The sequence below is a fragment of the Streptomyces cirratus genome, assembly GCF_014650775.1.
Taxonomy (GTDB): Bacteria; Actinomycetota; Actinomycetes; order Streptomycetales; family Streptomycetaceae; genus Streptomyces; species Streptomyces cirratus.
The window spans coordinates 565,828-579,060 of sequence record NZ_BMVP01000002.1 but is presented as its reverse complement, the minus strand read 5'-3'; the positions used below and the strand labels follow the sequence as shown (position 1 = coordinate 579,060).

General features: G+C 72.8%; 13 protein-coding genes. 7 read left to right on the top strand and 6 right to left on the bottom strand.

What is annotated here, in order from left to right; genetic code table 11:
* Window positions 1–239: 239 nt before the first annotated feature.
* The 5 genes from IE207_RS07670 to IE207_RS07650 all read left to right on the top strand — a co-directional run bounded on the left by IE207_RS07670 (window position 240) and on the right by IE207_RS07650 (window position 4,542).
* Window positions 240–461: an Rv0250c family protein gene (locus tag IE207_RS07670; protein WP_190183255.1), complete on the top strand. Its 222-nt coding sequence runs from the start codon at window positions 240–242 to the stop codon at window positions 459–461.
* A gap of 103 nt (window positions 462–564) precedes the next feature.
* Window positions 565–1,401, top strand: a complete 837-nt coding sequence (gene sdhC / locus IE207_RS07665; RefSeq protein ID WP_190183254.1) for a succinate dehydrogenase subunit SdhC — start codon at window positions 565–567, stop codon at window positions 1,399–1,401.
* A 1-nt stretch (window position 1,402) separates the two neighbouring features.
* Window positions 1,403–3,307 carry a fumarate reductase/succinate dehydrogenase flavoprotein subunit gene (locus IE207_RS07660; protein ID WP_190183253.1) on the top strand — a complete coding sequence of 635 codons (1,905 nt, stop codon included), beginning with the start codon at window positions 1,403–1,405 and terminating at the stop codon, window positions 3,305–3,307.
* On the top strand, window positions 3,304–4,077 hold the full coding sequence (locus tag IE207_RS07655; RefSeq protein WP_190183252.1) for a succinate dehydrogenase/fumarate reductase iron-sulfur subunit: 774 nt from the start codon (window positions 3,304–3,306) through the stop codon (window positions 4,075–4,077). The genes IE207_RS07660 and IE207_RS07655 overlap by 4 nt, the downstream gene beginning before the upstream one ends.
* Window positions 4,078–4,344: 267 nt before the next feature.
* A complete protein-coding gene (locus tag IE207_RS07650; RefSeq protein WP_190183251.1) occupies window positions 4,345–4,542 on the top strand; it encodes a hypothetical protein in 198 nt (65 codons plus the stop codon).
* A gap of 44 nt (window positions 4,543–4,586) precedes the next feature.
* On the opposite strand, the gene IE207_RS07645 is transcribed toward IE207_RS07650, so the two are convergent.
* From IE207_RS07645 to IE207_RS07620, 6 genes are all read right to left on the bottom strand, one after another.
* Entirely contained in the window at window positions 4,587–7,211 is a 2,625-nt protein-coding gene (locus tag IE207_RS07645; protein ID WP_373304678.1) for a SpoIIE family protein phosphatase, read from the bottom strand.
* Window positions 7,212–7,359: 148 nt separating this feature from the next.
* The gene (locus IE207_RS07640) at window positions 7,360–7,788 is read right to left on the bottom strand and encodes an ATP-binding protein (RefSeq protein ID WP_190183250.1); all 429 of its coding nucleotides are present in this window, start codon (window positions 7,786–7,788) and stop codon (window positions 7,360–7,362) included.
* 166 nt (window positions 7,789–7,954) lie between these two features.
* On the bottom strand, window positions 7,955–8,359 hold the full coding sequence (locus IE207_RS07635; protein WP_190183249.1) for a (deoxy)nucleoside triphosphate pyrophosphohydrolase: 405 nt from the start codon (window positions 8,357–8,359) through the stop codon (window positions 7,955–7,957).
* 123 nt (window positions 8,360–8,482) lie between these two features.
* Window positions 8,483–8,677: an SPOR domain-containing protein gene (locus IE207_RS07630; RefSeq protein ID WP_190183248.1), complete on the bottom strand. Its 195-nt coding sequence runs from the start codon at window positions 8,675–8,677 to the stop codon at window positions 8,483–8,485.
* Window positions 8,678–8,911: 234 nt separating this feature from the next.
* The gene (locus IE207_RS07625) at window positions 8,912–9,664 is read right to left on the bottom strand and encodes a GntR family transcriptional regulator (RefSeq protein ID WP_190183247.1); all 753 of its coding nucleotides are present in this window, start codon (window positions 9,662–9,664) and stop codon (window positions 8,912–8,914) included.
* Window positions 9,665–9,805: 141 nt separating this feature from the next.
* Window positions 9,806–10,969, bottom strand: coding sequence for a DUF4190 domain-containing protein (locus IE207_RS07620; protein ID WP_190183246.1), 1,164 nt, complete (start codon window positions 10,967–10,969; stop codon window positions 9,806–9,808).
* A 116-nt stretch (window positions 10,970–11,085) separates the two neighbouring features.
* Between IE207_RS07620 and IE207_RS07615 the strand changes: the two genes are divergently transcribed.
* Both IE207_RS07615 and IE207_RS07610 read left to right on the top strand, forming a co-directional pair.
* Complete coding sequence (locus tag IE207_RS07615; protein ID WP_190183245.1) at window positions 11,086–12,210, top strand: pyridoxal-phosphate dependent enzyme; 1,125 nt, start codon at window positions 11,086–11,088, stop codon at window positions 12,208–12,210.
* A 199-nt stretch (window positions 12,211–12,409) separates the two neighbouring features.
* Window positions 12,410–13,219 (top strand): isocitrate lyase/PEP mutase family protein, encoded by an 810-nt coding sequence (locus IE207_RS07610; RefSeq protein WP_190183244.1) that lies wholly within the window; start codon window positions 12,410–12,412, stop codon window positions 13,217–13,219.
* The last annotated feature ends 14 nt before the right edge of the window (window positions 13,220–13,233 follow it).

Here is a 13,233-nt window from a genome sequence, read left to right as displayed (position 1 = left end):
CCACGCCGCGAACCCCACCCGTGCGGACCAATGCGGCTTGCGACAGGGGGGTGAAGCCACCGAAAGCCAAAGGAGCGTTCCCCCGTTCGAGGGATGAGAATGGGGGCAGGGAGGGGCGCACATATCGCGCCTGTGCGCCCGCAATCGCTGCACGTCCCTTCACAACGGGGGAAGGGAAGAGCGACACTCGCAGGCGCCCAGGAGCATTGCCACCGCACGCGCGGAAGTGAGGGCACCTCATGTCCCTGCAAGACGATCTGACCGCCGTACGACGGAATCTGAACGAGCTGGTCCGCTCGGTCGAGCGGCTGGAGCGCGACGTCGCCCGCCAGGGCCCGGCCGCCTCCGGGCCCGTCGGCCGGGAGGGCATGGTGACCGTCCCGGACACCCCGTACGACAGCTCGCTGTGGACGGATTCCGACGACGAGGGCCTCGGCGCCCGCGACCGCCGGGCCCCCTGACCCGGCATACTCCCCCGCACATCCTCACCCCATCTGACCCGGCCGGCGCAGCGCGCGGCCGGGTCTCCTGGGCCACCCCTCATCACTCCACCCGGAGTCCCCCTTGGCCACAGGCACGGACTTGCCCCCATCCCACCGGCCCCCGCGGGCCGGCGGCGTCCACGGACCCTCGCGGGCCGCGATCGCGGCCCGTCACCTGCGGACCGACCGGTGGTGGCTCTCGCCCGCCGGCACCGCCGCCGGACTGCTCGCCTTCATCGCGTACTCGACCTGGCGGGCGTTCGCGAACGCCGACTACTACGCGGCCCCCTACGTCTCGCCCTTCTACTCCCCCTGCCTGGCGGAGAACTGCAAGGAGATGCGCGGCGGGCCCAACCTGGACGTGTTCGGCAGCTGGTGGGGCCTGTCCCCCGCCCTGCTGATCCTGATCTTCCCGCTCGGCTTCCGGCTGACCTGCTACTACTACCGCAAGGCCTACTACCGGGGCTTCTGGGCCTCGCCGCCCGCCTGCGCCGTCGCCGAGCCGCACACCGCGTACACGGGCGAGACCCGTTTCCCGCTGGTCCTGCAGAACCTGCACCGGTACTTCTTCTACGCGGCGCTGCCGGTCGCGGGCATCCTCACGTACGACACCGTGCTGGCCTTCCGCAACGACCGCTACGAGTGGGGCCACATGGGCCTCGGCACGCTGGTGTTCCTCGTCAACATCGTGCTGATCTGGGCGTACACGCTCTCCTGCCACTCTTGCCGGCACATCATCGGCGGCCGCCTCAAACACTTCTCCGAGCACCCCGTCCGCTACCGGCTGTGGGGCTGGGTGAGCCGGCTGAACGCCCGCCACATGCAGCTGGCGTGGGCCTCGCTGATCAGCGTTGCCCTGTGCGACCTGTACGTCTACCTGGTGGCCAGCGGCGCCTTCACCGACCCGAGGATCTTCTGACATGGCTCAAGTCGACCGGCAGCAGTGGGACGTGGTCGTGGTCGGCGCGGGCGGCGCCGGGCTGCGGGCCGCGATCGAGGCCCGGGAACGCGGCGCCCGTACGGCCGTGATCTGCAAGTCCCTCTTCGGCAAGGCCCACACGGTCATGGCGGAGGGCGGGATCGCCGCCTCCATGGGCAACGTCAACGAGGGCGACAACTGGCAGGTGCACTTCCGCGACACCATGCGCGGCGGCAAGTTCCTCAACCAGTGGCGCATGGCGGAACTGCACGCGAAGGAGGCGCCCGACCGGGTCTGGGAGCTGGAGACCTGGGGCGCCCTGTTCGACCGGACGCCGGACGGGAAGATCTCGCAGCGCAACTTCGGCGGCCACGAGTACCCGCGCCTCGCCCACGTCGGGGACCGGACCGGCCTGGAGCTGATCCGCACCCTCCAGCAGAAGATCGTGGCGCTCCAGCAGCAGGACTTCAAGGAGTACGGGGACTACGAGGCCCGGCTCAAGGTCTTCCAGGAGTGCACGGTCACCAGGGTCTTGAAGGACGGGGAGAAGGTCTCGGGGGCCTTCTGCTACGAGCGCGAGACGGGCCGGTTCTTCGTACTGGAGGCACCGGCGGTGGTGCTGGCCACGGGCGGGATCGGCAAGTCGTTCAAGACGACCTCCAACTCCTGGGAGTACACCGGCGACGGCCACGCGCTGGCCCTGCTCGCCGGGGCGCCGCTGCTGAACATGGAGTTCGTGCAGTTCCACCCGACCGGAATGGTCTGGCCGCCCTCGGTGAAGGGCATCCTCGTCACCGAGTCGGTGCGCGGCGACGGCGGGGTGCTGCGCAACAGCGAGGGCAAGCGGTTCATGTTCGACTACGTCCCGGACGTCTTCAAGGAGAAGTACGCGCAGAGCGAGGACGAGGGCGACCGCTGGTACGAGGACCCGGACAACAACCGGCGCCCGCCCGAGCTGCTGCCGCGCGACGAGGTGGCGCGGGCCATCAACTCCGAGGTCAAGGCCGGGCGCGGGTCACCGCACGGCGGGGTGTTCCTGGACGTGTCCACGCGGATGTCCGCCGAGACCATCAAGCGGCGGCTGCCCTCGATGTACCACCAGTTCAAGGAGCTGGCGGACGTGGACATCACCGCCGAGGCGATGGAGGTCGGCCCGACCTGCCACTACGTGATGGGCGGGATCGCCGTCGAGTCGGACACCGCCGCCACCGTGGGCGTTCCGGGGCTGTTCGCCGCGGGTGAGGTCGCGGGCGGCATGCACGGCTCGAACCGGCTCGGCGGCAACTCCCTCTCCGACCTGCTGGTGTTCGGCCGGCGGGCCGGGCTGCACGCGGCGCAGTACGCCTCCGCCCTGGCCGCGCCCCCGGCCGTGTCCCAGGCGGAGGTCGACGCGGCGGCCGCCGAGGCGCTGGCCCCCTTCCACGCCGACGATGGCGCCGAGAACCCGTACACGCTCCACCAGGAGCTCCAGACGACGATGAACGACCTGGTCGGCATCATCCGCCGCGAGGGCGAGATGGCCGAGGCGCTGGAGCGGCTGCGCGGGCTGCGGGCGCGGGCCGCTCGCGCCGGGGTCGAGGGCCACCGCCAGTTCAACCCGGGCTGGCACCTGGCACTGGACCTGCGGAACATGCTGCTGGTCAGCGAGTGCGTGGCGCGGGCCGCCCTGGAGCGCACGGAGAGCAGGGGCGGGCACACCCGCGAGGACTGCCCGTCGATGGAGCGGGACTGGCGGCCGGTGAACCTGCTGTGCCGGCTCCTGGAACCCGCGCCCGCCGACGGCCCGGACGCGGACCGGATCCGCCTGGAGCGGACCCGTACCGAACCCATCCGCCCTGACCTGCTCGCCCTCTTCGAGAAGGACGAGCTGGCCAAGTACCTCGCCGAAGAGGAGCTCTACGAGTGACTACCTACGACGCCCGCTTCCGGATCTGGCGGGGCGACGCGGAGGGCGGTGGGCTGCGGGACTTCACCGTCGAGGTGAACGACGGCGAGGTGGTGCTGGACATCGTCCACCGCTTGCAGGCCACGCAGGCCTCGGACCTCGCCGTCCGCTGGAACTGCAAGGCGGGCAAGTGCGGCTCGTGCAGCGCGGAGGTCAACGGCCGGCCGCGGCTGATGTGCATGACCCGCATGTCCACCTTCTCGCGGGAGGAGACCATCACCGTGACCCCGCTGCGGGCCTTCCCGGTGATCCGCGACCTGGTGACGGACGTGTCCTTCAACTACTCCAAGGCACGGGAGGTGCCGGCCTTCGTGCCGCCGCCCGGGGTGGCCGCGGGCGCGTACCGGATGCAGCAGGTGGACGTGGAGCGCTCGCAGGAGTTCCGCAAGTGCATCGAGTGCTTCCTGTGCCAGGACACCTGCCACGTGGTGCGTGACCACGAGGAGAACAAGAGTGCCTTCGCCGGTCCGCGGTTCCTGATGCGGGTCGCCGAGCTGGACATGCATCCGCTCGACGCGGCCGCCGGGGAGGGCCTGGACCGCAAGCGCACGGCCCAGGAGCAACACGGGCTGGGCTACTGCAACATCACCAAGTGCTGTACGGAGGTCTGCCCGGAGGGGATCAAGATCACCGACAACGCGCTGATCCCGTTGAAGGAGCGGGCGGTGGACCGCAAGTACGACCCGCTGGTGTGGCTGGGGAACAAGATCCGCAGGCGCTCGCAGCCATAGCACCCCGGCTGTTCACTTCGCAGGACACGGTGCCCCCTGGGGAACGTCATCGACGTGAGTCAGGGGGCACGTGCGGTGCGGGCGGGGGATCGACTGGCGGACACGTGGGGCAGCAGGACGGGCGGCTGTTCATCGTGGTGGAGCTGCTCTCGGCGAGGACCTGGGCGCTGTCCGTCGCGTACGCGCGGTCCGTCGTGCTACGCACTGCTCGGCGGGGCGCCCCCGTTCGGCACCGGGACCGGCGACGGCGAGGGTCCCTGGGCACTGATGCTCCGGCACATCGGGGATCCGCCGCCCCCGCCGCGGGTGCCGGCGGAGCCGGACGCGCCGCCGTTCCTCGCCGGGCTCGACGTGCTCACCGGCGTCCCGCAGTGGCGGTGGGAGCGCCCGGGGACCGGGGCGGCGCCGATGGACGCGGTCCTGGCGGGCGACAGCGTCGTCCCGTCCCGGCGCTGCCGCAGCTGACGGCGGTCGCGCTGCCCTGAACGGGCGCGGGGAGAGGTCGCCGGTCACCCGTACATGCCGAGCAGCTGCTCCGCCGACAGTTCGTTCACCGGTTCGGCCGCGGCGCCCGGCAGCGGGAGCTCGAACCACACCGTCTTGCCCCGGTGCGTCCGCCGTGTGCCCCACCCGGCGGACAGCAGCCCGACCAGCTGGAGGCCGCGGCCGCCCTCGTCGGTGTCGCGGGCCCGGCGCCGCCGCGGCTGCGCCAGGTTCGCGTCCCACACCTCGCACACCAGGGTGCGGTCCAGCAGCAGCCGCAGCCGGATCTCCCCCTCCCCGTACCGCAGGGCGTTGGTCACCAACTCGCTCACCAGCAGCTCGGTGGTGTCCAGCAGCCCCTCCAGGCCCCACGCCGGCAGCTTCGCCCGCGCCAGTTCCCGCGCCCGCCCCACCGACCGGGCCTCCCGCGGCAGCTGCCAGTCCCCGACGGCGTCGACAGGCAACCCCTGCACCCGTGCCATCAGCAACGCGATGTCGTCCTCACCGTGCCGGGTCTCCAGGGTGTTCAGCACGTGGTCGCAGACCTCCTCCAGCGGGCGCGCCGGGTCGGCGAGCGCGTCGCGCAGCCCGCTCAGGCCCTCTTCCAGCGGATGGTCCCGCGATTCGACGAGCCCGTCGGTGTACAGGGCGAGCAGTGCCCCCTCCGGGAGGTCGATCTCCACCTCCTCGAACGGTTCGCCGCCCACGCCCAGCGGCATCCCGGGCGGTACCTCCAGCAGCAGTCCGGGGCGCGGCGGGGCGCCCTCCTCGGAGGGTTCGCTCAGGACCGGCGGCATGTGACCGGCGTTGGCGATGGTGCAGCGCCGGGTCACCGGGTCGTAGACGGCGTAGACGCAGGTGGCGAGGTAGACCTCCGAGCGGTCGGCGTCGCGCGAGTGCAGCGCCGCGCGCGAGGCCTGCTGTGCGCCGCCCGGTGCGCCGAGGCCGCGGGCGACCTCGTCCAGGGCGGAGAGCACCTCGGCCGGTTCGAGGTCCAGCAGGGCCAGCGTCCGTACGGCGGTGCGCAGTTCGCCCATCGCGACGGCGGCCCGCAGGCCCCGGCCCATCACGTCCCCGACGACCAGCGCGGTGCGGTGCCCGGGGAGTTCGATGACGTCGAACCAGTCGCCCCCGACCTCGGTCGCCGCGTTCCCGGGCAGGTAGCGGCAGGCGATGTCCAGGCCGGCCGCCTCGGGGTCGCCGGGGGGCAGCAGGCTCCGCTGGAGGATCAGCGCCCGCTCGTGCTCGCGCCGGTAGAGGCGGGCGTTGTCGATGCAGACCGCGGCCCGCGCGGCGAGTTCCACCGCGACGGCCCGGTCGCGTTCGCCGAACGGTTCGCTGCCCTTCGTACGGGAGAACTGGGCGAGACCGATGACCGTGTCGTGGGCGAGCATCGGCACGACCAGCGTCGACTGCACGATCTCGTCGCTCCCGGCGCCCTCCACCAGGCGCGGCCTGGCCGTCCGCAGTGCCAGGGCGCCCGACGACCCGGCCGGGTAGCGGTGGGTCTCGCCCACGGAGACCGGCGCGCCCGGCCCCGACAGCGGGGCGTCGGACACCGCGGAGGCGAAGGCCACCCGCCGCAGCGGCGCGGACGGCGCGCGCCCGGAGCCCTGCCCGGGCACGGCCGGCAGCTCACGGCGCCGGCCCTGGGGCCGGGCCGGGCGGTCGTCGTCGCCGAGCAGCAGTCCCTGGTAGAGGTCGACGGCGGCCAGGTCGCAGAAGCCGGGGACGGTGACGTCGAGGAGTTCCCGTGCGGTGGTCTCCAGGTCGAGGGAGTTGCCGATCCGGTGCCCGGCCTCGTTGAGGAGGGCGAGGTTGCGCCGGACCCCGGCGGCTTCACGGGCCGCGAGGTGGCGGCGGGTGACGTCGATGCCGATCCCCGCGATGCCGATGGGGCTGCCGGTGCCGTCGTGCACCCGGTAGAGGTTGATCGACCAGTGGCGGTCCTCCCGGCTGCGCGGGGTGGCGCCGGTGATCCGCAGGTCGTTGACGGACTCGCCGGTCTCCAGCACCCGTCGCAGGGCGTCCGCCATCCGGTCGGCCTCGTGCGGCGGCAGGTAGTCGTGGACCGTGCGGCCCCGGTGCTCCTCGGCGGCGCCGCCGAAGACGGTCGCGAAACGGCGGTTGGCGCGCTGCACCGTGAGATCCGTACCGAACAACAGGAAGCCGAAGGGAGATTGACCGAATATGGCCTGCGAGGCGGCGAGATCGGATTCGATCCGGCGCAGCGCGCGTACGTCGACGACGACGCACAGGGCGGCCCGGCGGCCCGTCTCCGTGCGGGTGGGCATCACGTAGATCTCGGCGACGCCGTGCGCGCCGTTGCCGCCGGGGATGCGGAAGGGGATGAGACCGGTCCACTCCTCGCCGTCGAGGATCTCGGCGACTTTGCGGTGACCGCCGTCCCGCAGCTCCGGCGGCATGAAGGCGTCGACCGGGTCGCGTCCCACCGCCTGGGCGGCGGTCAGGCCGAAGAGCTCCTCGGCACGCAGGCTCCACTGGTCGATGAGACCGTCGGGCCCGATCGAGAAGGAGGCGACTCTTATGTAGTCATATATCGAGCCAGGCGGGCTGCTGTGCCACAGGGAGTCGTGCCACGTCTCCCCGCGCTCGCGGGCCTGATGTGCCTGTGCAGGTATCTCGCTCACGCGACCGTCCCCTCCAGCTCACCGCAACCGGACCGGCCATGACCGAAGTATTCAGCACCACGGCCCGGGACGGCACGGCGTTCACGATCACAAAAAGGTCCCGTTGTTTTGAGCCATTGTGGATGGTGGTCGGCAACCCTTCTCCTTGTTACTCACCAGGAAGTGCCAACTCGAACCACACGGTCTTGCCCGACTTCCCGTGCCGCGTGCCCCAGCGGCGCGCCGAGACGGCCACGAGGTGCAGACCCCGGCCCCCCTCGTCGTCGGGGTTGGCGACCCGTTCGCGGGGTGGATCCGGAAGCGGATCGGAAACCTCCACGATAAGCGCCGGACCCGGGACGGCCTTCCCCCGGTCGGGTCCGTGCCACTCGAGGCGGACGCCGATGGGGCCGGAGGCGTAGCGCAGCGAGTTGGTCACCAGCTCGCTGACCAGCAGGACGGTCACGTCACCCACGGAATCCAGACCCCAGGCACGGAGCTTTCCGCGCACGGCGTGGCGAGCGGTTCGGACGGAACCGGGCTCGGCCGGGAAGACCCACTCGGCGCACTCACCGTCTGTGTCGATCACGCCGATCACTTCCCGGGCCGCGGCGACCCCAGTCGGGTTCAGCAGGGACGTTTCGGAAACGAGATAGGGATTAATAGCGACATACCCGATATTCGGGGCGTCGTACCACCCGTTCCTCCCCCCAACGGCGCACTGTGGCGCAGACGGCCTACAGCGCGAGCCGCCATGCGCCCCCTCAGTCGCGCCCGCGGAGGGACAGGCGGCGGCCGGCTTCCGCGACCGCCGGGCGGTCCTGGTCGAGCCAGTCCACCGTGTCCAGCTCGTCCGGGCCGAGCCAGCGCAGTTCGTCGTGGTCCTCCAGCGGCGCCGGGACCCCCGACAGCAGCCGGGCCATCCACACGTGCAGGACCAGGCCGGGCCTGACCGGCCACTCACCCGGGATCCGCTCCAGCGCCTCGGTCTCCACGCCGAGCTCCTCGCGCAGTTCGCGCACCAGCGCCTCGGGGACCGACTCGCCCGGTTCGGCCTTCCCGCCCGGGAGTTCCCACCGGCCGGCCACCTCCGGGGGCGCACTGCGCCGGGCGGCCAGCAGGCGCCCGTCATGACAAAGGGCTCCGCCCACGACCACGCGTACAGTCATGGGGCGGAGCCTATGTCAGGGCGCCGGCCGTGCCTGCGCCCGGCCGGTCGCCCGGTTCGTCCCTCGGTTCGTCACTCAGGTCATCACCCAGGTCTTCACCCAGGTCATCATCCAGACCTTCGCTCAGTTCGTGGTCGCGGTCTGGGTGTCTTGACCGACCCGCTCGACCCAGTAGAGCTGCTTGTGTCCCCGGTCATCCAGACTGTCGACGACCTTCTGGGCCTCGGCCTGGGTGGCGTACCGGCCCACCCGGTAGCGGTTGCCGTTGTCGTCCTGACGTATGACCAGCCATGAGAGCAGGGCACCGCTGTCGTTCATCGCGTTTCACCCTCCGCCGATGTGCCTGCCCGGGAAACCGCACTGCGCATATGCCGGAGCTTACGCCCGACCTTTACTGAGCGGATACGGTTTTTCACGAAGAGGCACCTGGCAGGCGTACTCATCCGGCCACGCGTGCGAACGCACCGCGCGTACCCCGGCGCACATCCAGCACCGCGCGGTCACACGGCGCACCACCCGGCAGGCCGGATCGCAGCGCGAGCCGACGACGCGCTAGCGCACCGGGAGGTGGTACGCCAGCCGGTAGCGGTCCGCGGGCACCACGACGTCGGCGGTCTCGACGGCGAGTCCGGAGGCGTAGTAGGTGCGGCTGACCACCAGCACCACGTGTCCCGGGACGCCGCCCAGCAGGGAGATCTCCTCCGCGAGGCCCGGCCGGGCGCCGACCTCCTCCACCACGTTGTCCACGACCACGTCGATCGCGGCCATCCGCTCCACCACCCCGGACCCGCCCAGCGGACCCTCCTCGGGCAGCATCACCGGCGTCCGGCCGGTCACGGACAGGGGCTCCCAGGACGTGGAGAGCATCATCGCCTCCCCCGCGTCGCGGAAGACGTACCGCGTCCGCATGACCCGGTCCCCCGGCGCGACGCCGAGCCGCTTGGCGATCTCCGGCGGGGCGTCGGCCTGTTCGCTGTTCGACTCCCACGTGCCGCGCGCCCCCGCGTCCGCCTGCTCCTGACGGAACGGCGTGGACGGGCCGCCCGTCCGGTAGCCGGAGCGGGCCACCCGGCGCGGCACGGGCTGCTCGCGCACGTACGTACCGGATCCGGAGCGCCCCTCGACGAGACCCTCCGCCATGAGCACCTTCCGGGCCTCCAGCGCCACGGTGTCGGACACCCCGTACTCCTCGCGGATGCGGGCCTGCGAGGGGAGCCGGGCGTGCGGGGGCAGGGACCCATCGACGATCTTCTGTCGCAGATCACCGGCGACGCGCAGATAGGCCGGCTGCTCACCGAAAGTCACTGGCCACTCCCATCAGGTTGACAGACTGCTACAGCGTGGCAACCGATCGTTGTGCGCCGCAACCAAGGGCCAGAGTTTCACTCGAAGTGATGAAGGCAGGTCACTCAAACCCGTTACCGCGCGTTACGCACCGACGCCCTGTCACACGCGCTCCGCCGACGGACCCTTCGCAGGACCGCCGCCCTTGTCCCCCGGCCCCGGCCGCAGCCACTGCGGAACCTCCGTCGAGAGCCCGTACGCTCCGCGGAGCGCCTTCTCCGACTCGACCGTGACCACCTCCGCCGCCCGGTCCCACGCCTCCTCGAACTGGTCCGGGGTCGTCGCCGCCGCCGCCCGCCGCCACTCCTTGCGCGCCGCCTCGACCTCCCTGAGCCGCGCGGCCGCCGCGGCGGCCGCCTCAGGACGCGCCGACGGGACGGCACCCAGCATCCGCGCCTCGCCGCCCAACGCCGCCTCGACCTCCCGCGCCCAGGTGCGGTACTGCGCGAACGCGCCGTCGACGTCCTCCTCGGGCTCGCGGCCCACCGCCTGGTCGGCCGCGTTCATCGCCCGCAGGAAGGTCACCTGGTCCGGCCTCAGGGACGCCCCGTCCTGGCGCAGGCTGCCCCGGTGCTCCTTGGTCGTGGTGCCCATGACGCACACCAGCCGCCGGTCGCCGAGCCCCCACGCCTCGCGCGAGGGTGCGAAGTAGAACATCTCGGCGTAGCCGGGCACCGCCCAGCTGTCCATGGCGTACTCGTCCTGCGCCTTCCAGCACGCGGCCGTGGCCTGCTCCTTGAGCCGCTCGGCACCGGGGTACGCGCCGTCCGCCATGGGGCCCGAGGACGTCACCTCCGCGTGGTGCACGCCCGTGCAGGCCGTCCGGTAGGCGACCGCACGCCCGCCGAGCAGGTCACCGCCGGGGACGTTGAAGCAGTCGCCGGGCCGCAGTGCGTTCATGTCCGTCAGCCGGCCCTCGACGTACGGGCGGCCGCCCGCCGAGCCCAGGCGCCGGAAGAAGGGGTCGGCGTACCGGCCCGTGGCGTACACCAGAGCCGCACTCATCACCAGGGACACCACCAGGCCCACCACGGCCAACGCCTTGCCGCGGTCGCCCCTGCGCGCGATCTGCACCAGCGCGACGACGGCGAAGACCACACCCAGCGGCGGCAGGCAGAGCAGCCCGACCGGCAGTGAGGCGACGGCGAACCCGTTGAGGGCGGGCGGCAGCGGGGCCGCGGGCGAACCCCACACCGACGGCGGTGACGGCGGGGGCCAGTGGTGGCCCGGGCCGACGGGGGAAGGCGGTGGGGGCGCAGTGGTCACGAGGTGCGGTGCTCCATACACAAGGGCGCGCGGGGTGCGAACGAATGCGCGCATCGTACGAGGCGGCGTCGCCCCGGTCGGCGGTGGGGCCGGGCGCGGACCCGTAGCATCCGGACATGATCGACGAACTGCCGGGCTACGTATGCCCCTTGGACGGAACGCGGGCGGACGTGGCGACCGCGCGGTGGTGCTGCCCGGCGTGCGGCGGCCCCTGGGACCTCGACTTCACCCCGGACCCTGCGGTGCCGCTGGAACCGGCGGCCGGTCCGTGGTCGTTGTGGCGGTACGCGCCCGTCCTGCCGCTGGCCGGGGAGATCCCCGTCTCGCTGGGCGAGGGGCACACCCCGCTGGTGCCGCTGACGGACCGGATCCACGCCAAGCTCGACTTCCTGATGCCGACGCTGTCGTTCAAGGACCGGGGCGCGGTGATGCTGGTGGAACTGGCCCGCAGGCTCGGCCCGGAGCGGGTGGTCGCGGACAGCAGCGGCAACGCGGGGACGGCGTTCGCGGCGTACTGCGCGCGGGCCGGGCTGAGGTGCGAGGTCTTCGTGCCGGAGGGCACCTCGGAGAAGAAGACCGAGCGGATGCGGGCGCACGGCGCGGCCGTGCGGATCGTGCCGGGCGGGCGGGAGGCGGCGGCGCGGGCCGCGCGGGAAGCGGCCGACGCACCGGGGGTGTTCTACGCGAGCCACGTCTTCAACCCGTACTTCCTCCACGGGACGAAGACGTACGTGTACGAGGTCTGGGAGCAACTCGGGGGGCGGCTCCCCGAGGTGCTGGTGCTTCCGGTGGGCAACGGCACGCTGCTGCTGGGCGCGGCGCTGGCGGTGGAGGAACTGTCCCGGCGCGGGGTACGGGCGCCGGCGCTGATCGGGGTGCAGACGGAGGCGGTGGCCCCGCTGGCGGCGGCGTTCGCGGCGGGCGCGGACGACGCGGAGCCGGTGGCGCAGCGGCCGACCCTGGCGGAGGGCATCGCGATCCCGGCCCCGCCGCGGGCCCGGCAGATCCTGGCGGCGGTACGGAAGTCGGGCGGCGCCATCGTGACGGTCCCGGACGACCGCCTCCGCGCCGCCCTCGCGGACCTTGCCCGGCGCGGCCTCTCGGTCGAGCCCACGGCCGCCGCCTGCTGGGCGGCAGTCTCCCAGCCCTCCCCCACCAACCCCCTCCACTCCCGCACGGCGGTCCTCCCCCTCTGCGGCGCCTCCGGCCCCCTGGGCAATCCCGGCCCCACCGCCGCTTGAGGCGCAACTCCAGCCGCAACTCCAGCCCCGCCGGCGATTGAGGCGCGGGGTCCGGGGCGGAGCCCCGAAAGCCCGGCGCAGCCGGGACCGCCCCGCGCAACCGCACCCGCACCCGCACCCGCAACGGCTCCGCACACCGCCACCACTCCGTCCGAAAATGGCCAGCCCCACCGCGCCCCCCTCTGGTGGACTGACCTCCATGACAGCCACCACCGCCACCGCCACCGCGTTCGCCGCCCTCCACACCCCCGCCGCCCCCCTCGCCCTCGCCAACGCCTGGGACGTCGCCAGCGCCCGCCTCGTCGAGGCCGCCGGAGCCCGCGCCGTCGCCACCACCAGCGCCGGCGTCGCCTGGTCCCTCGGCTCGCCCGACGGCGACGCCCTCGCCCGCGACCGCGCGCTCGACCTCGTCGCCCGCGTGGCCGCCGCCGTCTCCGTGCCCGTCACCGCCGACATCGAGGGCGGCTTCGCCACCGACCCCGCCGGCGTCGGCGAAACCGTCACCGGCGTGCTGGCCGCCGGCGCGGTCGGGATCAACATCGAGGACGGCACCCGCACCCCCGCCGACCACGCCGACCGCATCGCCGCCGCCCGCGCCGCCGCCGAAGCCGCCGGGGTCCCCCTGTTCATCAACGCCCGCGTGGACACGTACCTCTTCGGCCTCGGCGAACCGCACACCCGCCTCGACGAGACCCTCGCCCGCGCCGCCGCCTACCTCCGCGCCGGCGCGTCCGGCATCTTCGTCCCGGGCGTCACCGACCCCGCCACCATCGCGGAACTCGCCAAGGGCATCGACGCCCCGTTCAACGTCCTCGTCGGCCCCGGCGCCCCGACCGTCGCCGAGCTCGGCGCCCTCGGCGCGGCCCGCGTCAGCCTCGGGTCCGGGGTGGCCGAGGCCGCGTACGCCGTTGTCCGCCGCGCCACCGAGGAACTGCTCACCTCCGGCACCTACGGCACGCTCTCCGGCTCCCTCCCGTACGGCGAGCTGAACGCCCTGCTCAAGGGCTGACCGGGGTCCGGGCG